Genomic DNA, 19,192 nt, shown 5'->3' on the forward strand with positions numbered 1-19,192 from the left:
GATTATCTAATTTTTTCAGATTTTACCGTCAATTTTTGACCTTCTGCCAAATTGCTATTGTTCATATTGTTCAACTTCATCAATTCCGGGATGGAGACAAAGTAGCGTTTGGAAATGGAATATAGGGTATCTCCCTTCTGCACCACATGAATTTTATGTTCGTACTGTTTCGGTTCCTTCTTTACAATGCCCCCTAACTTTACAACCGTCCTGTCATATTTATCCAATTCATAGCGCTCTATAAGTGCGATTAACTTATGCGGATATTTACGATCCGTTGCATAACCGGCCTCTTTTAAACCATAGGCCCATCCTTTATAGTCATCATGGTCCAAATCGAACAAAAAAGCATACCTGGCCCGGGAAGATAAGAATATACTGTGATCCCTAAAGGAATACATGGGATGATTATACTTCCTAAAACATTCCCCTTTCTCATCATCATCATGAAAATCATAATCCCCTTCCCAACCTGTATGGCATTTTATGCCGAAATGATTATTGGTCTTGGCGCCCAGGACACCTCTTCCCGCGCCACTCTCCAGGATGCCCTGCGCCAAGGTAATACTGGCAGGTATCCCATAAGCCTTCATTTCAAATTGGGCGATTTCCGCAAAAGTCTCAATATATTCCTCAGTAGAATTTACCGTGAACTTTACAAATCTGCCATTGTCCTCTGGCAAAGCATAAGCACCCTCACTTTTGGATTCGCTTACAGGTTTGGTCTCCGGCCTAGCCGTGGTTGAAGTAGTCCGTGGATCTGGCTTTTTAGCATAGGTAGTTCTCTTTTTAACACCGCAACTCACTAGGAACAAACCCAATATTGTTGTTATCGCTATTCTTTTTATCATACTTTTATTAATGGAAGATTCTTCTTTTTCAAAACTAAATTCATTCCTGTTATCCCCTGTAAACCACCACTGTGTATTGCCAAAATTTTGGTTCCTGGTATAAAATAATCATTTTTTACCAAATCCAAAATGCCGAACAAAAGCTTCCCCGTATAAATGGGATCCGTAGGAATATTGGTCTTTTCCTTAAAATAATTAATAAACTCTATAAGCGCTTCCGAAACTTTGGCATAACCCCCAAAATGATAATCGCTATTGATTTCCCAGTTTTCCTTTGCCGTAAAATTACGAATATCTTTCTTTAAAAAATCACCTTTTAGTGCGGGAAAGCCTATAATTCTCTGATAACTAAGGGATGAATTGATAATCCCGGCCAAGGTTCCACCCGTTCCTACACTAGAACAGAGTACATTAAAATCCCCATCCTGTGGTGTCAAAATTTCCTCACAACCCTTAACGGCAAGCATATTGGTACCTCCCTCGGGAATCAAGTAATAAGGGCCCAAATCCTTATCCAACAGATCCAAAAAAGAGGTTTCCGATTTGCGCCTATAAGCCTCCCTGGAAATAAACTTAAAATCCATTCCATGCCGATGGGCCTCCGCCAAGGTTGGATTAAGCATCCAATTTTCACTTAATTCTTCCCCCCTAATTACACCTATGGTCTTAATACCGTATAAACTTCCGGCATAGGCAGTGGCGGCAATGTGGTTGGAATAGGCGCCACCAAAAGTTAAAATGGTACCCAAGCCCTTTTGCTTGGCCTCCAAAATATTGTACTTAAGTTTTCGGTATTTATTGCCAGAGATAAACGGGTGGAGCAGGTCTTCCCTTTTTACCACCAAGGTCACCTGTTTTTTACTTAAAATAGAAAGGCCTACTTCCTGATTTATTCCCTGCACGCCTATGGCTTTTAGCCCCAAAGATATTTAATAAAACTAAAAGTCCTTCTCTCCTCTAGATAATATAAATTGGTTTCATTTTGGTAGGCCTCCCTTTCAAAGCTGATATTTTGATAGGCCTTATAAGCATCAAAATATATAAGATACCTAATAATGCCTTCCAACAAATACAAAAAATAAAAGGGTACTATCAATAGTTCACGTTGCTGTCTTAGGTGTATTTTCTCGTGATTGAGTAGCGTGGCGTCCTTTTTTAAAGAAGAGTTCTTCAAAATAATGAAGGGCCAAAAGGAGAGTCCCACATAGTTCTTGTAAAAAACATGTTTAAAAACTAAAATCATTCTATCGGATAAATATCACGCCTATCAAAGATAACAGGGCGCTTCATAAAAACTTCCCATAATCGACTTACTACGAACTAAATAGGTTTAAGTGCAAAAAGTATGCTAAACTCTGTTAAATTACCATCACTTCACCAACCAGCTTAAAATTATTTGGCATAAATCCCATAAATTTACGTCAATGAAGAAATTTATACCATTGGAGGAAGGGGATTTTTACCTTTCAGAGGAAGGATACAAAGTTTTTACAAAACAATATCATCTAAAAAGGGGGTATTGTTGTGAAAGCAGCTGTAGACATTGCCCTTACGGCTACAATCAAAAAACGAATACACAGCGCCGAAACTAAGGTATTCGGCATGATTTTTGAGCTTAACTAGATTGAATATCACAAGTACTAATTCAAATATAATAGCTATGAAAAAAATTAAATTTTTAATCGTTCCGATCTTGGTACTGCTCTTAGCCAGTTCCTGTACATCGGTACGTGTATTATCGGATTATGATAAAGAAGCAAATTTTAATTCGTTCAAAACCTATGCCTTTTATAAAACTGGGATAGACAAGGCCCAGATCTCCGATTTGGACAAAAAGAGAATATTAAAGGCCATTGATGCCGAAATGAGCTCAAAAGGTTTCGTGAAATCTGAAAATCCTGATATATTATTAAGCCTTTTTACCAAGGAAAGACAACAGGTAGATGTGTACAGCAACTATTGGGGCGCCGGTTTCTACGGATGGGGTTGGTCTCCATTTTATTGGGGATCTCCATATTACGGAGGAAACAATGTTAGCACAAGGACAGAAGGATCCCTTTATATAGACATCATAGACGCCAAGAACAAGGAACTGGTCTGGCAAGGCAGGGGCGTTGGCACCTTGAACAACATTAGAAATATGGAAAAGAAAGAGAAAAGGATACAAGAATTCGTTTCTGAAATATTGGAAGCCTATCCTCCCGGATCGGCTATGAATTAAACATTTATCCTAAAAAAACTCCCATTACTTAAAGCATTTTTAGGTAAGTTTTAGATTAAATTCTCCCAAATTCCCTTCGTATTCAGAAGGGAATTTTTTTTGGGCCCATCCTGAAAAAAGGATGCCATAAAAATCCCGGCACCTTAAACATATTTTATTGGTCTCTTGCCTTAATTAGCCATATAATTACTCAAGTTGACACTTGGGGACCATGGGTGCATTTTGTATCTTTAAGAAGGAATAAAACACCAACTATGTCTTTTAAAAGCAACTACATACTGGATAAGCTTCCCAAACATTTGAAGCAGTATATAAAACCACAGAATTATGAGGATTATTCCCCTATAGATCAGGCGGTTTGGCGTTATGTAATGCGAAAAAATGTAGATTATTTAAGTAAGGTGGCCCATAAAAGCTATTTGGAGGGCTTAAACAAAACGGGGATTTCCATAGATTATATTCCCAATATGTACGGTATGAACCGTATTTTGAAGGAAATAGGATGGGCGGCCGTGGCCGTGGATGGCTTTATTCCCCCCTCTGCATTCATGGAATTCCAAGCTTACAATGTTTTGGTAATAGCTTCGGATATTAGACAATTGGAACATATTGAATATACCCCCGCACCCGATATTATACATGAAGGAGCTGGGCATGCCCCAATTATTGCCAACCCGGAATACGCAGAATACCTGCGCAGGTTTGGGGAGATAGGTTCCAAGGCTATTTCCAGTGCCAAGGATTACGAATTATACGAGGCCGTAAGACATTTGTCCATTATAAAAGAGGCCGAAGGCACCCCCCAAAAAGATATAGACAAGGCCCAAAAGAAAATTGAAGACCTCCAATTGAATATGGGCGAGCCCAGTGAAATGGCCCTGATCAGAAACCTTCATTGGTGGACCGTGGAATACGGGCTGATAGGGACAGTGGACCAACCAAGAATATATGGTGCGGGTTTACTTTCCTCCATTGGGGAAAGTGCCTGGTGTATGACCAATAAGGTTAAGAAGATTCCGTATTCCATAGAGGCAGCACATACTTCCTTCGACATAACCCAACCTCAGCCCCAGCTTTTTGTTACTCCGGATTTTACCTATCTCAACCAAGTGCTGGAGGAATTTGCCAATACCATGTCCTTGAGACGCGGTGGCCTAAGTGGCCTGAAAAAACTTATCAACTCCAAGGAAATGGGTACCGTGGAGCTAAGCACAGGCCTGCAAATATCTGGGCATTTTGAAAGTGCCATTGCCCATGAAGGAAAACCGGTCTACCTACAGACCAAAGGCAATACAGCCCTTGCCTACCGTGAAAAGGAATTGATTGGGCACGGCATTAAGCAACATCCCAACGGTTTTGGTTCGCCCATAGGAAAATTGAAAGGTATAAATCTTGCTATAGAGGATATGAGTCCCCGCGATTTAAAGGCCTACAATATCTATGAAGGTGAAGTGGTGGAGCTTGAATTCATCGGAGACATAAAAGTTACTGGGAAAATTATTACGGGTACCAGAAACCTAAAGGGAGAAATTATTCTGATTAGCTTGACAAATTGTACAGTGACCCATAAAGAAAAAGTACTCTTCAGACCTGATTGGGGACTATATCATATGGCCGTAGGGGAAAATATTGTGTCCGTTTTCAATGGTCCCGCGGATTTGCAGAGTTTCGATCTGGTTACGCACAAAGTAACCGATACCACCATAAAATCGGTCCAAACTGCAAAAAGGAAACAATTGGAACAATTATACCAGCAGGTCAGGGAATTCAGGGAAGGTAAAAACGTAACGATCTCCAGAAACAAGGTTTTCCAGGAAATAAAAGCCAACCATCCAGAAGATTGGCTGCTTGCGGTTGAACTGTACGAATTGGCAAAAAATAATGACGATATAAGTTTTGCCAAAGAACTGAAAGCTCACTTGGAAGCCCTTAAACTCCAGAAACCACAATTGGGACATCTAATAGACGACGGACTTGGTTTGGTGGACAAAAATTTAGTAATTTAAAGAGCAATATTATTTTCAATTGTAATCCCTATATTTATGGTCCGACCATTAATCGACCTAAAATGAAGCTATTACCCTATTCCCTGTCTATATTTTTTTTCCTATTCATGTTCATTGGCAGTTCCCAAACCAATTATGAGGAAAGTAAGGTACCTGCCTTTGCGATACCCGATCCGCTACTCACTTTTAGCGGTTATACAATTAATTCGGTGAAAAAATGGGAAAAAGTAAGACGGCCAGAGCTACTTCGTTTTTTTGAGAACGATATATACGGCAAAATTCCCAAAAACCTCAAAATAGACTCTTACACCATTTTGGAGCAGGACGACCATGCCCTTAACGGAAAAGCCAAGCGGAAACAGGTAGAACTTACTTTTAAGAACAACAACAAAACTTTGAGTTATACCATTTTGCTCTATCTGCCGAAAAATAAAGTAAAGGCTCCCATTTTTTTGGGCTATAATTTTTATGGCAACCATACCATCACAGAGGATAAAGCGGTATTAATTTCATCGGCCTGGGCCAATAACAATAAATCATTCGGGATCGAAAACAACACCTTGACCGAGGCGTCTAGGGGAAAAAGAACCCATCGCTGGGCAGTGGAAAAAATATTGGATGCCGGTTATGGCCTAGCTACCATATATTATGGGGAAGTAGACCCGGATAAAAATGATTTTTCGGATGGCATTCATAGCCTCTTGTATCAACAAGGCCAGAATCAGCCTAAACCCGCCGAATGGGGCAGTATTGCTGCTTGGAGCTGGGGCATGGCAAGAGCGTTGGATTATTTTGAAAAAGACGCCGATATAGATGCTTCCAAAGTGATTGCCTTTGGCCATTCGCGACTGGGCAAGACATCGCTTTGGGCTGGAGCCACGGACAAAAGGTTTGCAGGAGTAATTTCCAACAACTCGGGCTGCGGGGGCGCTGCCCTTTCCAAACGTAAATTTGGGGAGACCATAGCGGTCATAAACGATAGGTTTCCACACTGGTTTTGTGACAATTTCAATCAGTACGGTGACAATGAAGAGGCCTTGCCAGTAGATCAACACCAACTTTTAGCCCTTATTGCACCAAGGCCGCTCTATATAGCCAGTGCAGAAGAGGATCAATGGGCCGACCCCAGGGGCGAATTCCTATCCTCACACTATGCCACGCAAGTGTACCACTTGTACGGGAAAAAAGGAATAGAAACCAAGGAAATGCCAATGCTAAATGACCCCATCCACAATACCGTCTCCTACCACATTAGAACAGGAAAACATGATGTTACCGACTACGATTGGGAAAACTATATTAAATGGGCAAATGCCTTTGTGAAATAATGGTAATCAATTCCATTCCGAACCAATTTATTCCAACAATTTTAATTCCTCTAAATTTTGGATGTGCTTATCCCCATAAGTCAACGTCCAACCCATGGAATTGGTAAGCACCAGAAATTTGGACAGCTCACTAAGGAGTCGGTTCTGTGCATTGGACCTTAATGTAGAAGCCTCTATTTTTTTCAGTAGGGAAGCATTAACATTGCGTTTTATTTTGTTGTAGTCTTCGGCATTGAACTGGTTTAGATAATCCGAAGTAACATCGTAGTATTCAAAATCTGGGTTTATCTTAATTTCAGGTTCCGGGATACCAATTATGCGGAGCGTCTTGGTTTCCTCGTCAATGTCAAATTTTATCAGACTTAGGTCATAGGCCACGGTCACCTCGGCATTGACCACCACCAATGCCTTTTTATCGGCAGTAATCAGGGGACCAAATAATTGCTGGGAGTCTTTATAATTGTATACCTCGGCAAAGTGCCCTTCGGTAACGATCAATTTGGAAACATTATTGATCTGCTCCTGAATAAGCATTGAATTCTCCTTTAAAATGGACTTCTTTTCTTTCTCCTCCGAACAGGAACGAAAAATAAGCACCGCTGCCAATGTCAGGATTACCCCTATCAATATTTTCTTCATGTACTAAAATTTCATAAAAGGATATTCCTTTTGAAGGTTTGTAATTTTATTACCTAGTGTCTTTAAAAATTCCTTGTGTTTTTCCGATTCCTGACTAAAAGGTCGGTGATCCAATCCTTTTTGAATGGCCGCCACTTCATCCATAGTCTTATAGGAAGTTTCGGAAATCCATACGGTTTTAAATTTTTCCCAGATATAGTTAACCGCCAGATCATTGGGATGCACAAGATCATTTCCATAAAAGCGATAATCCCGAAGTTCGTCCATCATTAGTTCGTAACTCGGAAAATACGTGGCATTCCCTGTTTTTATGATTTGATGAACCGCGCTAATCAAATGCGCCTTACTTTGTTGATTTTCCACAAACCCATCCTTTAAGTGACGCACTGGGGACACCGTGAGAACAATTTTGACCTTCGTATTTACGGCCTGAATAAGATGTAACATATCTTTCAAACCCTGTACGATCCTATCTATTGAAAGTAGCTGCTTCTTAAATACCATCTGAGGAACCTTATGGCAATTGGCCACTTCCTTTCCACTCTCCTTCAATTGATAGGTCCAGGCTGTCCCTAAAGTAATAAAGACATGGGAAGCTTTGGCTATCCATAATTTGGTTTCCAATAAGCCCGAATTTAGGCTGCCCAACAATTCTTCCTTTCTAACAGAGGACAAATCGGAATGTGCGTCATAACACTGCCAGCGCTCGTTCAAAAAAAACACCTCTTCCTCCGTGTATTGCTTCTGTTGAATGGCCCTGGAAATTAAATTTTCAATGGCCAAAGGATGAAATAAAATTCCGAACGGATTCTGTAATGCCCTAAATTTATAGTAAGCTAGCTTATCCCCTATATTGTTGGCAAAGCAAGACCCCAACACTACAAGCTGACTACTATAATCAATTTGATTCGTAGCTTTATTAAGAGGTACTTGTGTTTGAAGTTTCATCATTCAATTTTAAGCATTGCCAACCTAAGGCAACTCCAGGCCACTTTAGGGTTATAAGACCATTGGGATTCCTATTATCGTCCTAAACAACATAGGCCTTGGCTTTCTCTAGCACCTCTGCTATACCAGCTGGATTCTTACCTCCGGCCGTAGCAAAAAACGGTTGTCCGCCCCCGCCACCTTGTATGTACTTTCCAAGTTCCCGTACTATGGTTCCGGCATTCAATTTCCGCTCTTCTACCAACTCTTTGGAGATATAGCAGGACAAAAGGGCTTTCCCCTCAATCTCCGAAGCGAAAAGAAGAAATAGGTCCTTCCTATTCTGGCCCATCTCAAAGGAGATGTCCTTTATTCCTGCGGCATCCAAATCCACCTTCTTGGCCAAGAATTGAATTCCGTTTACTTCAACAAGTTCATTGAGCAACTCCCCCTTTAAATTTTTAGCTTTCTCTTTTAAGAGGTTTTCCAACTCTTTTTTCAATCTTAAATTTTCCTCCTGCAAAGCCGCTAAAGCCTTAACAGGTTCCTGGGAATTGTTCAAAAGCTCCTTAATCTCCATCAAGGTATTATTACTTTCGGAATAAAAGTCCTTGACCGCATCGGAGGTTATAGCCTCTATTCTACGTATGCCTGCTGCCACTGCCCCTTCCGACCTAATTCTAAAATGCCAGATATCGGCCGTATTTCGTACATGGGTACCCCCACAAAGTTCTATGGATTGTCCGAAGCGAATGGTTCTGACCGCATCGCCATATTTCTCCCCGAACAGCGCCATTGCCCCTTGCTCCAAGGCCTTTTCCATGGGCACATTTCGTTGTTCCTCCAAAGGTAGTGCATTGCTTATGCGCGCATTAACAAAACTTTCAATGGCTACCAATTCATCCGTAGTGAGTTTCGCAAAATGGGAAAAATCGAATCGCAGATATTTGGAATGCACCGCCGAACCTTTTTGTTCCACATGCGTTCCCAATATTTCTCGTAAGGCCTGGTGCAATAAATGCGTAGCCGTATGGTTACATTCGGTTCTCCTGCGCTGTTTTGCATCTACCACGGCCTTAAATTTACCCCCAGTATCCCTGGGTAAATTTTTTGCAAAATGAACAATCTCGTTGTTTTCCTTTTTGGTATCCAAAATATAAACCACATCCCCATTGGGGGCTTCCAAATACCCCTTGTCCCCAACCTGTCCCCCACCTTCGGGATAAAACGGGGTTAGGTTGAATACAATCTGATATTGCTCCCCTTCCTTTTTGGAAGTTACTTTTCTATATTTTACAATTTTTACCGAAGTCTCCAAATTATCATAGCCCACAAATTCCTGATGCGGATCCTCGGCGAGAACGATCCAATCTTCTTTGGACACTTCGGAAGCCGATCTGGAACGATCCTTTTGTTGTTGCATCAATTTGTTAAAGCCTTCAATATTCACCGCCAAACCGTTTTCTTCTGCAATCAATTCTGTTAAATCTAATGGAAAACCACAAGTATCATATAAATAGAAGGCCATTCCTCCTGTGATTTTAGCCTCATCGCTTTCTTGTTTTGACGCATTAATATCTTTTTTAGAAAGCTTAATTAAATCAATTTGTTTCTGCAATTCAGTGATACCAAATCCAATCGTCTTTAAAAAGGAATGCTCCTCCTCTTTGACCACATTTTCTATTAACTGGCGTTGGTCCTTAAGCTCAGGAAAGGATTTCCCCATGGTTTCGGAAAGCACCTTTACCAAAAGAAACATAAAAGGTTCCTTGGTGTTCAGAAAGGTAAACCCATAACGTATGGCCCTTCTCAAAATTCTGCGAATTACATAGCCCGCGCCTGTATTACTGGGCAATTGTCCGTCTGCAATGGAAAAGGATACCGCCCTGATATGGTCGGCAATTACCCTTATGGCAATATTAATATCTTCGTCCTTTCCATATTTGGTATTGGTAATAGTCTCTATCTCCCTTATAATAGGTGTAAAAACATCGGTATCATAATTGGATTGCACCCCCTGCATTACCATACACAAACGCTCAAAGCCCATTCCTGTATCCACGTGCTTGGAAGGCAAGGCCTCCAATTGTCCGTTGGCCTTCCTATTGTACTGCATAAAAACCAAATTCCAAATCTCCACGACCTGTGGATGATCTTGGTTTACAAGAGCAGCCCCAGACACTTTTGCCTTTTCCTGGGCGGAACGGATATCTACATGTATTTCGGAACAGGGGCCACAAGGTCCTTGGTCTCCCATTTCCCAAAAATTATCCTTCTTGTTCCCAAAAAGTATCCTGTCCTTGGCCACTATTTTACTCCAAAGCTCCAAGGCTTCCGTATCTTGCCCCAGTTGGTCGGCATCCTTACTGCCCTCAAAGACCGTTACGTAAAGGCTGTCCTTTTCAATCTTACACACCTCGGTTAAAAATTCCCATGCCCAGGCAATGGCCTCGGCTTTAAAATAGTCGCCAAAACTCCAGTTCCCCAACATTTCGAACATGGTATGGTGGTAGGTATCCTTCCCTACCTCTTCCAAGTCGTTATGCTTGCCACTTACCCTAAGACATTTTTGGGTATCGGCCACACGATTGTACTTGGGCACTGAGTTTCCCAGAAAAAACTCCTTAAACTGATTCATGCCCGCATTGGTAAACATCAAAGTTGGATCATCCTTGATAACCATTGGCGCAGAAGGAACAATTTTATGGGATTTTTCCTTAAAAAATTCTAAAAACTTGGCTCTAATTTCTTGGGATTTCATGTAAATTGGTAAGCTTTTTATATATTTAACGGTTGTTAGAAAACAATTTGCAAATTTGCAAGTTATCTATTAACATGACCACAAAAATAGGATAAATTAGATACATGTCTAAGGTAAAATATTATTACGACCCGGACACCCTATCTTACCGTAAGATAGAACCCAAAAAATCCAGAAGATTTAGAAATATTGCTCTATTTTTTCTAGGGTCGTTTCTATTTGGATTTTTAGGCCTAATATTACTTTTAAATACCAATTTGGTAAACACCCCTCGCGAACTTTCCTTGGCAAGGGAGGTAAAAAACTATGAACTGCAGTTCGAATTGCTGGGCAAAAAAATGGAGCAGATAGAAAATGTGCTGGCGAATATTGAGGACAGGGACAATAATATCTACCGATTATATTTCGAGGCCAACCCCATACCCGAAGAACAGAGACGAGCTGGGTTTGGAGGGGTAAACAGGTACAAATCCCTGGAAGGATTCAACAATTCCGAAATGATCATCGCCACCACCAAAAGGTTGGATATTATTCAAAAACAAATGGTGATACAATCCAAATCCTTGGATGAAATTACTAAGCTGGCGGAAGAAAAAGAAAAATTATTGGCGGCTATCCCTGCCATACAGCCCATAAAAAATGAAGATCTTACACGTATGGCATCAGGATACGGTTGGCGTTCGGACCCGTTTACAAAAGCCAGAAAAATGCACTGGGGCATGGATTTCACCTCTCCCAAAGGAACACCTGTTTACGCCTCGGGTGACGGAACGGTTACCCGTGCGGACAATAACGCCTCAGGTTACGGCAAACATATAAGAATAGATCACGGCTATGGATATATGAGCCTTTACGGTCATTTAAGTCAGTATAATGTCAAGGCCCGCCAAAAGGTAAAAAGAGGGGACCTTATCGGTTTTGTAGGTAGTACCGGTAGATCGGAAGCGCCCCATTTACATTATGAGGTTTGGAAAGATGACGAACGCATTAACCCCATTAACTTCTACTACGGCAGTTTAACCGCGGAAGAATTCGAAAATATGTTGAAATTTGCCAACCAAGAAAATCAATCCCTGGATTAATGCATATAGATCTTCCGGAAAAAAGATATTATGGTATTGGTGAAGTAGCCGATGCCTTTGATGTGAACACCTCGCTTATCCGTTTTTGGGAGAAGGAGTTCGATGTACTTAAGCCTAAAAAAAACGCTAAGGGCAATAGAAAATTCACTCCCCAGGATATTAAAAACCTACAACTTATCTACCACTTGGTAAAAGAGCGGGGTTTTACCTTGGAAGGTGCCAAAATCCATCTAAAGGAGGATAAATTAAAAACCTTGTCTACCTTTGATGTAATCCAAAAATTGGAAAAGGTCAAGGCAGAACTGATCAAAATAAAGAACCAACTATAAATAACACTAAATACACCGATCATGAAAAAATGGTTAATTCCAGTAATTATTCTTGCTGTTTTAGGAATAGGCCTGTACCAATGGGCCGTAGGTTTTAACAACACAGCTGTTAAACTCAAAGAAACCTCTACCCAGGCATGGGCCAATGTTGAAAGCGCCTACCAAAGACGGAACGATCTTATCGGTAACCTCGTTAAGACGGTACAAGGTGCTGCAGATTTTGAAAAAGGTACCCTTACCGCAGTGATAGAGGCCAGGGCCAAAGCTACTTCGGTAAGCATAGACCCCACCAATATTACCCCTGAGCAACTGGCAAAATTCAATGAGGTACAAGGCGGACTTAGCGGCGCCCTGAAAAGTCTTTTGGTAACCGTAGAGCGTTACCCCGACCTAAAGGCCAATCAAAATTTTCTAGAACTGCAGTCCCAATTGGAAGGCACCGAAAACAGAATAAACATAGAACGAAATCGTTTTAACGAAAGCGTCTTGCCCTATAACAATCACATAAAAACCTTTCCAAATTCTGTATTGGCAGGTCTATTTAATTTTGATGAACTGGCGTACTTTAAATCGGAAGCCGGTGCGGAACAGGCTCCAGACGTGAATTTCGAATTCAACTAAAACAAGATGTCCAAAGTAGAAGATTTTTTAACGGCCAATGAGGAATTGGAAATAGTGAATGCTATTGTAGAGGCCGAAAAAAATACTTCCGGGGAAATAAGGGTACATATTGAACCTATGTCCAAGAAACCTCATTTTGAACGTGCCCAAGAGGTCTTCCACTATTTAAAAATGGACAATACCAAAGAAGAAAATGGGGTATTGATCTACATTGCAGTACATGACAAGAAGTTTGTGATTTATGGCGATAAGGGCATTAACCGGGTAGTACCCGATAATTTTTGGGACAACACCAAAACGATTCTAGAAAATCATTTTAAAAAAGGAGATTTTAAACAAGGTATCATAGAAGGTATACTCATGGCCGGCAAAGAATTGGAAACCCATTTTCCATGGCTACACAACAACACCAACGAATTAAGCAATGAAGTATCTAAAGGGTAGTCTCTTATTCCTGGTATTATGCAGCTTCTCCATAACTGTTGCCCAATTTAAAATTCCCGAAAAGCCAAAACTTCAGGATCAAACCAGTGTTTATGACTATATAAATTTACTTTCTGCCGAACAAAAAAAAAGCCTGGAACAAAAATTGATCCGTTATTCGGACAGTACCTCCACCCAGATCGTAACAGCCATTATCTCCTCCACCCAAGGGGAAAACATCAACTTTTTAGGTGCAAACTGGGGACATGCCTGGGGAATAGGACAGGCCAAGGAGGATAACGGCATTTTAATTCTGCTGGCCAGGGACGACCGTAAGATTGCCATCAATACAGGTTATGGTATAGAACCACTGTTAACGGACGCACTTTCCAAACGTATCATAGAAACCGTCATTATACCAGAATTCAAAAAGGGCAACTATTATGACGGACTCAACAAAGGAGCGGATGCCATTTTTAACGTACTCAATGGAGAATTCAAGGAAGAACGCAGTTTTGACCAAAGTCCTGGATTTCCATTTCAGACCTTACTTCCATTCATCATTTTTATAGTGATCCTCATTATACTTTCCAATAAGGGAAGAAGGGGTGGTGGTAAAGGTGGCAATCGTAAGGGCATGGACCTTTGGGATATTATTGTACTCAGCAATATGGGCCGGGGCGGCTACAGATCAGGATCTTCCGGCGGCGGTTTCGGAAGTGGCGGAGGCTTTGGAAGTGGTGGAGGCTTTGGAGGTGGTTTCGGTGGCGGCGGCTTTGGCGGTGGTGGTTCCTCTGGGAGTTGGTGATGGTAATAATGTGGAAATCTACCAATGGTTTAATGCATCAATGTGTTAATTTGACAATTTGAAGATTTGACAATTTGAACTACTACTGTACAACCTTCCAAACCTAAAACCCTTCAATCCTGAAACAAGAGACTAGAAAAAAGAAGGTCAATCAACATCCAGGAGAATGGAACAATGGGTTAATATAACAATGGTTCAATGTAGCAATTACTTAATTTGAAAATGAGTTAATTTGAAAATTTGGTAATAAGCGATCGCGAGTTCGATGTAAAAACTTAAAAATCAAAAGCCGTCAAATTGAGTGGTTTTTCATAGTGAAACGAAGAAAAACTGTATCGAAATTAGGCTTTTGATCGAAAATTCACTTGTCTTCGATACGATTTTCTACCAAAAATCACTCTGACTGACGTAAATTTTCCAATAGACAACTCACGTTAAGTTAATTTGGTGATTTGAAAATAAACCTTCAAACATTAAACCCTGTAAACCAGAAACCCTTCAAACCTGAAACAAGAGACTAGAAAAAAGAAAAAAGAAGGTCAATCAACATCCAGGATAATGGAACAATGGGTTAATATAACAATGGCTCAATGTAGCAATCGATCAATTTGGAAATCAGTTAATTTGAGAATTTGAAGATTTGAAACTACAACTGTATAACCGTCCAAACCTATCAAACCAGAAACAAGAGATTAGAAAAAAGAAAATAGACGGTCAAGCAATATCCAAGAGACTGGAGCAATGGGCAAATTTGAAAATGTGAAGATTTGGAAAAAAAAAGTATAACCTTCCAAACCTCAAACCTATCAAACCAGAAACTAGAAACTAGAAACTAGAAACAAAAGACTGGAACAATTGGTTAATATAACAATGGTTCAATGTAGCAATCGATCAATTTGGAAATCAGTGAATTTGAAGATTTGAACTACTACTGTACAACCTTCCAAACCTAAAACCCTTCAAACCAGAAAGTCTTCAAACAAAAGCATTAATTGTAATAACGCCTTCCCCTTGATCCCATATCGGGTTTTTTACCCCCAAACTGATCAAACTTATAGGTAAAGCTTGCCATAAAATACTGCTGCAGCACAGTACCTTGAAAATCCTGAATAAAATCTTCCCCTGTAGTCCTACGGGTATTTATATTCTGATCCAACAAATCATAGGCCAACACTTTAAGAGTTCCTTTATCTTCCAATATTTGAAGTCCCAGACTCATATTCCAAAAAAGGGCATCCTTTCTAAATCCTGGACCCACATTGCCGTTGTAACTATATTGAAGGTCATTGCCCCAAATTAAATTTTTGGGCCAGTAAGAGGTAACCCTAAGATTGGCATTTTGGGAAGTATATTCCACATCCTCTATGTTATCCAGATTGTAGGTGGTATTGTTGAAAGATATGCCATAGCCTGGTTCAATTTCCAGTACCTCCTTATAATTATAGGTGGTAGACACATAAGGCGTTACATCAAACCTTTTGGCCTTAAGTTCCACTCCATTGGTAAAACTAACCTGCCTACCGTAACTCAATCGTGGCCTTACATTAAATTTTAAGGTATAAAGGCTATCCTTTTTGATCTGCTTGGAATAACCTACTCCACCGTATCCGCTGTAATTACCATCTATATTGGTATATCTTGTGGTCCTTAGAAAATTCTCATCGGTAGTTGATATGGCTGAAACCCTATCCTTTTGTATATCCAGCCCCGTATAGAAAAAGACCCCACTCCGTTCTTTCCAATTATAATTATTGTAGTTAAGATCTATTCCATGATTTACACTTGGCAATAAATTGGGGTTACCTATCACTACGTTCAAAGGATTGTTTACGTTGGGCACTGGCTGCAACTGAGTTACCGAAGGAAGACTTAGTCGGGAGTCATAGCGCAAATAAATCCGACTATTTTTCCCCAAGGAATACCTTAATCTACTTCTTAGCAATAGGTTTTTGTATGATTTGGAAAAGGATGTCCCTTGCAGGAAGTCCTGATTATCCAGCTCGGTCATTACATAAGAGGCGTTCACCCTTAGGTTTAACTTATCCCCGTTATGGCGCAAGCCCAAGAAAGGCGACTGTTGAATATTTACGAAGTTGAAATCCGAACTCAAAGCCTCGTTAAACTGGGTATACCTATTATCATCCACGTCATAGTCCATGACCTCCTTGGAATTGTCCCTGTGATCATTCTTAAATTCATAACCAATATCCAAGAACAGCTTGGTAGTCAAAGGCTGTCTATAACGGGCTTCCAGTTCATAGGAATTTCTTTTGTTATCGATATCGGATAGCTGATCCACGTTCTCTACACTGGGATCGTCCCCAAATACCTCCCTAACGGAATTGAGGTTGGAACTGCTTTGGTTTTCCGTATTGTCGTTGGAAAAGGTAAAAGTGATCAGTTTTCCAATCGTATCCAACTTTTTCATTACACTCAACCTATTGGAAAAATTTCTTTGAAATCCGTCATTGACCGTGATACGATTGTTGCTGTTGATCAAATCTCCCTCCTCATCCGTAGAAAATGTATTATTCCTGTTCACAGAATTGGTCCTATTGACACTCATGGAGGGCTGTAGGCTAATGCGAAGGGTTTCATCCACATCATATTCAATATTGGCCGCCCCTCGATTGGAATTGGTAGACCCCTCAAAATTAGATTCGCTTTCCGTAAAATATCTGCTGTCCGGTAAAATGTTCTCCCGGGATGTTTTTTGGTCGTTGTAGGAATCACTGTATCCAAAAAAGTAATTGGCATCTATCTTGTACTCTCCCTTTTCCGCATTGGCATAGCTGGCACCCAAGTTGGAAGAGGTGGTAATACCATTTCCAAAGTTATTGATCAAGCCAGATTCCTGCGCACCGGAATACCCTCCATTGGTATTCCCTACCATATCGTAAATCTCGTCATAGGAAAAACCGGAATTGTTAATATTATTGGAACTGGCAATAAAACTCAACCTTTTCTTATTACTAAAATAATTGAGAAGTCCGTTGAGCTGATACCTTTCATCAGTACCATAGCCTGCCGCCATTCTTCCCATATATCCTTTATTCTTATCTTCCTTTATGGTTAGGTTAATGGTTTTGGTTTCCCCTTCCCCTTCCTCTCCACTAAACTCCTGCTCTTTGGTCTTGGTGTCCGAAATCTGTATCTTACTTATGATATCCTTGGGCAAACTTTTGGTTGCTACCTTGGGGTCGTTACTAAAGAATACTTGGCCATTTACCAGAACCTGATCAACTTCCTTTCCGTTAACAGTAATCTTGCCATCACTATCCACTTCTACTCCGGGCAACTTTTTTAATACGTCCTCTACGTTAGCATCGGGCTTTGTCTTAAAGGAATCCGCATTAAATTCCAAGGTATCCTTTTTAATGGTAATCGGCACCCTATCGCCCACGATCAGGACTCCCTCCAACTCTTGCGCCTGCTCCTCCAATTGTACTTTCCCCAAATCTACCTGAGATTCCAGTTTCACCTTTATATAATGTGGTTTATACCCATTATAGGAGAAGAATACGTTTACCTCCTTAAGACTGGTATCCCCTTCCAGTTCAAATACTCCTTTTTGATCGGACACGGTGTATGATACCAAAGTACTGTCCTTTACAGATTCAGCATAAATGGTAGAGGCCTCCAACGGGGCCTGGGTAATGGCATCTACAATCTTCCCGCTCAATACAAAATCTTGGGAAAAAGAAAGGCTAAAAAATAAAATGGAAAATAGAATAGAAAAGTGAAATTTCTTCATTTGGTAAAAATGTCTCGGATTCTTGGTAGTTTGGTAAGCCCCCAAAAATAACCCTTGACCTTCTACGACCCAAATGGTTAACAGAACTTTAAGACCTCATATTAGTAAATACCCCAATACAAGCAAAGTTTCCTATTTCTTCCTCATAAATACGGTTACCGGCACCCCTGTAAAATCAAAATTCTCCCTTAATTTATTCTCCAGAAAACGCTTATAAGGTTCCCTTACATATTGTGGGAGATTACAGAAAAAAGCGAACTGTGGATAAGGTGTTGGCAATTGGGTACAGAATTTTATCTTCACATACTTATCCTTATAGGCGGGCGGAGGATAATTTTCTATTATGGGCAACATAATATCGTTCAGTTTTCTGGTAACCACCTTTTTTTGCCTGTTTTCATACACCTGAACGGCCGTTTCTATGGCCTTGAAAATCCGCTGTTTTGTTAAAACCGAGATAAATAGAATGGGCACATCCGTAAAGGGTGCTATGGCCTCTTTAATTTTCTGAGTGTAATGTTTAATGGTATTGGTCTCTTTGTCTTCAATCAAATCCCATTTGTTTACCAAGATCACTATTCCCTTGTTGTTACGCTGTGCCAACCAGAAAATATTTTCTACCTGTCCGTCAAAACCACGGGTGGCATCCAACATAAGAATACAGACATCCGAGTGCTCAATGGCCCTTACAGAGCGCATTACGGAATAGAATTCCAGATCTTCCCGTACTTTCGCCTTACGACGGATACCAGCAGTATCCACCAGATTAAACTCGAACCCAAAGCGGTTGTATTTGGTATCTATACTATCCCTAGTGGTACCGGCAATGTCCGTAACAATGTACCTCTCTTCCCCAATTAGGGCATTGATAAAAGATGATTTTCCAGCGTTGGGTCTACCTACTACGGCGAAACGAGGCAAATCGTCCTTCTCCTTTTCCTTTTCCGGCAATACCTTTACCAAATCGTCCAGTAAGTCGCCCGTGCCACTACCATTTATACTGGCAATGGTATAATATTCGCCTAGGCCCAAGGAATAAAACTCCACGGCATCCTCGGCTCTTTTACCATTGTCCACTTTGTTCACCACTAAGAAAACGGGCTTATTTACACGTCTCAACAAATTGGCTACATCCTCATCCATTCCGGTAACGCCAGATTCCACGTCTACCATAAAGATGATGGCATCGGCCTCATCTATGGCCAATTCTACCTGCTTATCTATTTCCTTTTCAAAAACATCATCGCTCCCCAACACATATCCGCCGGTATCGATCAAAGAAAATTCCACACCGTTCCAATCACTCTTTCCGTAATGACGATCTCGCGTAACCCCACTCACGGCATCAACAATGGCCTCTCTTCTTTGAATTAATCTATTGAAAAAGGTTGATTTGCCTACATTAGGTCTTCCTACAATGGCTACTATAGCACTCATACTTT

17 protein-coding genes are annotated in these 19,192 nt (G+C 40.7%); 9 read left to right on the forward strand and 8 right to left on the reverse strand.

The features are described 5' to 3' along the window. Positions 1-2 precede the first annotated feature (2 nt). Genes B9Y87_RS19440 through B9Y87_RS19450 form a run of 3 tightly spaced genes read right to left on the reverse strand, consistent with a single transcriptional unit; the run spans position 3 to position 2,094 of the window. Positions 3-851 (reverse strand): glucosaminidase domain-containing protein, encoded by an 849-nt coding sequence (locus B9Y87_RS19440; protein ID WP_085500634.1) that lies wholly within the window; start codon positions 849-851, stop codon positions 3-5. Continuing rightward, entirely contained in the window at positions 848-1,753 is a 906-nt protein-coding gene (locus B9Y87_RS19445) for a 1-aminocyclopropane-1-carboxylate deaminase/D-cysteine desulfhydrase (protein WP_139827294.1), read from the reverse strand. Before B9Y87_RS19445 ends, B9Y87_RS19440 begins: the two co-directional genes overlap by 4 nt. Before the next feature lie 11 nt (positions 1,754-1,764). Next, positions 1,765-2,094, reverse strand: coding sequence for a hypothetical protein (locus B9Y87_RS19450; protein ID WP_085500635.1), 330 nt, complete (start codon positions 2,092-2,094; stop codon positions 1,765-1,767). A gap of 181 nt (positions 2,095-2,275) precedes the next feature. On the opposite strand from B9Y87_RS19450, the gene B9Y87_RS22040 reads away from it, so the two are divergent. The 4 genes from B9Y87_RS22040 to B9Y87_RS19465 all read left to right on the forward strand — a co-directional run bounded on the left by B9Y87_RS22040 (position 2,276) and on the right by B9Y87_RS19465 (position 6,406). Further along, on the forward strand, positions 2,276-2,443 hold the full coding sequence (locus B9Y87_RS22040) for a C1orf53 family protein (protein WP_176225687.1): 168 nt from the start codon (positions 2,276-2,278) through the stop codon (positions 2,441-2,443). Positions 2,444-2,511: 68 nt separating this feature from the next. Beyond that, positions 2,512-3,072, forward strand: a complete 561-nt coding sequence (locus B9Y87_RS19455) for a DUF4136 domain-containing protein (protein WP_085500636.1) — start codon at positions 2,512-2,514, stop codon at positions 3,070-3,072. Between the two features lie 254 nt (positions 3,073-3,326). Beyond that, complete coding sequence (locus B9Y87_RS19460; RefSeq protein ID WP_085500637.1) at positions 3,327-5,078, forward strand: aromatic amino acid hydroxylase; 1,752 nt, start codon at positions 3,327-3,329, stop codon at positions 5,076-5,078. Between the two features lie 62 nt (positions 5,079-5,140). Next, positions 5,141-6,406, forward strand: a complete 1,266-nt coding sequence (locus B9Y87_RS19465) for a glucuronyl esterase domain-containing protein (RefSeq protein WP_085500638.1) — start codon at positions 5,141-5,143, stop codon at positions 6,404-6,406. Between the two features lie 27 nt (positions 6,407-6,433). Here the strand turns inward: B9Y87_RS19465 and B9Y87_RS19470 are convergent, their stop codons facing one another. The 3 genes from B9Y87_RS19470 to alaS all read right to left on the reverse strand — a co-directional run bounded on the left by B9Y87_RS19470 (position 6,434) and on the right by alaS (position 10,733). Further along, positions 6,434-7,045 carry a DUF4230 domain-containing protein gene (locus B9Y87_RS19470; RefSeq protein ID WP_085500639.1) on the reverse strand — a complete coding sequence of 204 codons (612 nt, stop codon included), beginning with the start codon at positions 7,043-7,045 and terminating at the stop codon, positions 6,434-6,436. A gap of 3 nt (positions 7,046-7,048) precedes the next feature. After that, positions 7,049-7,996: a GSCFA domain-containing protein gene (locus B9Y87_RS19475; protein ID WP_317045142.1), complete on the reverse strand. Its 948-nt coding sequence runs from the start codon at positions 7,994-7,996 to the stop codon at positions 7,049-7,051. Between the two features lie 79 nt (positions 7,997-8,075). Then, positions 8,076-10,733 carry an alanine--tRNA ligase gene (gene alaS / locus B9Y87_RS19480; RefSeq protein ID WP_085500641.1) on the reverse strand — a complete coding sequence of 886 codons (2,658 nt, stop codon included), beginning with the start codon at positions 10,731-10,733 and terminating at the stop codon, positions 8,076-8,078. Between the two features lie 104 nt (positions 10,734-10,837). Here alaS and B9Y87_RS19485 point away from each other — a divergent pair, with 104 nt between their 5' ends. The 5 genes from B9Y87_RS19485 to B9Y87_RS19505 are packed head-to-tail and all read left to right on the forward strand — an operon-like array spanning position 10,838 to position 13,996. Then, positions 10,838-11,815 (forward strand): M23 family metallopeptidase, encoded by a 978-nt coding sequence (locus tag B9Y87_RS19485; RefSeq protein ID WP_085500642.1) that lies wholly within the window; start codon positions 10,838-10,840, stop codon positions 11,813-11,815. Next, positions 11,815-12,144, forward strand: coding sequence for a MerR family transcriptional regulator (locus B9Y87_RS19490; RefSeq protein WP_085500643.1), 330 nt, complete (start codon positions 11,815-11,817; stop codon positions 12,142-12,144). The genes B9Y87_RS19485 and B9Y87_RS19490 overlap by 1 nt, the downstream gene beginning before the upstream one ends. 21 nt (positions 12,145-12,165) lie before the next feature. Further along, positions 12,166-12,765, forward strand: a complete 600-nt coding sequence (locus B9Y87_RS19495) for a LemA family protein (RefSeq protein WP_072860727.1) — start codon at positions 12,166-12,168, stop codon at positions 12,763-12,765. 6 nt (positions 12,766-12,771) lie between these two features. Beyond that, positions 12,772-13,209, forward strand: a complete 438-nt coding sequence (locus B9Y87_RS19500) for a TPM domain-containing protein (protein ID WP_085500644.1) — start codon at positions 12,772-12,774, stop codon at positions 13,207-13,209. Then, positions 13,190-13,996 (forward strand): TPM domain-containing protein, encoded by an 807-nt coding sequence (locus B9Y87_RS19505; RefSeq protein WP_085500645.1) that lies wholly within the window; start codon positions 13,190-13,192, stop codon positions 13,994-13,996. The genes B9Y87_RS19500 and B9Y87_RS19505 overlap by 20 nt, the downstream gene beginning before the upstream one ends. Before the next feature lie 988 nt (positions 13,997-14,984). Here B9Y87_RS19505 and B9Y87_RS19510 read toward each other — a convergent pair. Both B9Y87_RS19510 and der read right to left on the reverse strand, forming a co-directional pair. After that, entirely contained in the window at positions 14,985-17,750 is a 2,766-nt protein-coding gene (locus tag B9Y87_RS19510) for an outer membrane beta-barrel protein (protein WP_085500646.1), read from the reverse strand. Positions 17,751-17,882: 132 nt separating this feature from the next. Beyond that, positions 17,883-19,187, reverse strand: coding sequence for a ribosome biogenesis GTPase Der (gene der / locus B9Y87_RS19515; RefSeq protein WP_085500647.1), 1,305 nt, complete (start codon positions 19,185-19,187; stop codon positions 17,883-17,885). Positions 19,188-19,192 lie beyond the last annotated feature (5 nt).

Source organism: Arenibacter troitsensis (genome assembly GCF_900177645.1).
GTDB lineage: Bacteria > Bacteroidota > Bacteroidia > Flavobacteriales > Flavobacteriaceae > Arenibacter > Arenibacter troitsensis.

Coding starts and splice junctions, on each gene's coding strand:
- alaS (WP_085500641.1), bottom strand. CDS start 10,733: ATGAAATCCCAAGAAATTAGAGCCAAGTTTTTAGAATTTTTTAAGGAA.
- B9Y87_RS19450 (WP_085500635.1), bottom strand. CDS start 2,094: ATGATTTTAGTTTTTAAACATGTTTTTTACAAGAACTATGTGGGACTC.
- B9Y87_RS19465 (WP_085500638.1), top strand. CDS start 5,141: ATGAAGCTATTACCCTATTCCCTGTCTATATTTTTTTTCCTATTCATG.
- B9Y87_RS19510 (WP_085500646.1), bottom strand. CDS start 17,750: ATGAAGAAATTTCACTTTTCTATTCTATTTTCCATTTTATTTTTTAGC.
- B9Y87_RS19490 (WP_085500643.1), top strand. CDS start 11,815: ATGCATATAGATCTTCCGGAAAAAAGATATTATGGTATTGGTGAAGTA.
- B9Y87_RS22040 (WP_176225687.1), top strand. CDS start 2,276: ATGAAGAAATTTATACCATTGGAGGAAGGGGATTTTTACCTTTCAGAG.
- B9Y87_RS19500 (WP_085500644.1), top strand. CDS start 12,772: ATGTCCAAAGTAGAAGATTTTTTAACGGCCAATGAGGAATTGGAAATA.
- B9Y87_RS19475 (WP_317045142.1), bottom strand. CDS start 7,996: ATGATGAAACTTCAAACACAAGTACCTCTTAATAAAGCTACGAATCAA.
- B9Y87_RS19455 (WP_085500636.1), top strand. CDS start 2,512: ATGAAAAAAATTAAATTTTTAATCGTTCCGATCTTGGTACTGCTCTTA.
- B9Y87_RS19505 (WP_085500645.1), top strand. CDS start 13,190: ATGAAGTATCTAAAGGGTAGTCTCTTATTCCTGGTATTATGCAGCTTC.
- B9Y87_RS19470 (WP_085500639.1), bottom strand. CDS start 7,045: ATGAAGAAAATATTGATAGGGGTAATCCTGACATTGGCAGCGGTGCTT.
- B9Y87_RS19440 (WP_085500634.1), bottom strand. CDS start 851: ATGATAAAAAGAATAGCGATAACAACAATATTGGGTTTGTTCCTAGTG.
- B9Y87_RS19460 (WP_085500637.1), top strand. CDS start 3,327: ATGTCTTTTAAAAGCAACTACATACTGGATAAGCTTCCCAAACATTTG.
- B9Y87_RS19485 (WP_085500642.1), top strand. CDS start 10,838: ATGTCTAAGGTAAAATATTATTACGACCCGGACACCCTATCTTACCGT.
- der (WP_085500647.1), bottom strand. CDS start 19,187: ATGAGTGCTATAGTAGCCATTGTAGGAAGACCTAATGTAGGCAAATCA.
- B9Y87_RS19495 (WP_072860727.1), top strand. CDS start 12,166: ATGAAAAAATGGTTAATTCCAGTAATTATTCTTGCTGTTTTAGGAATA.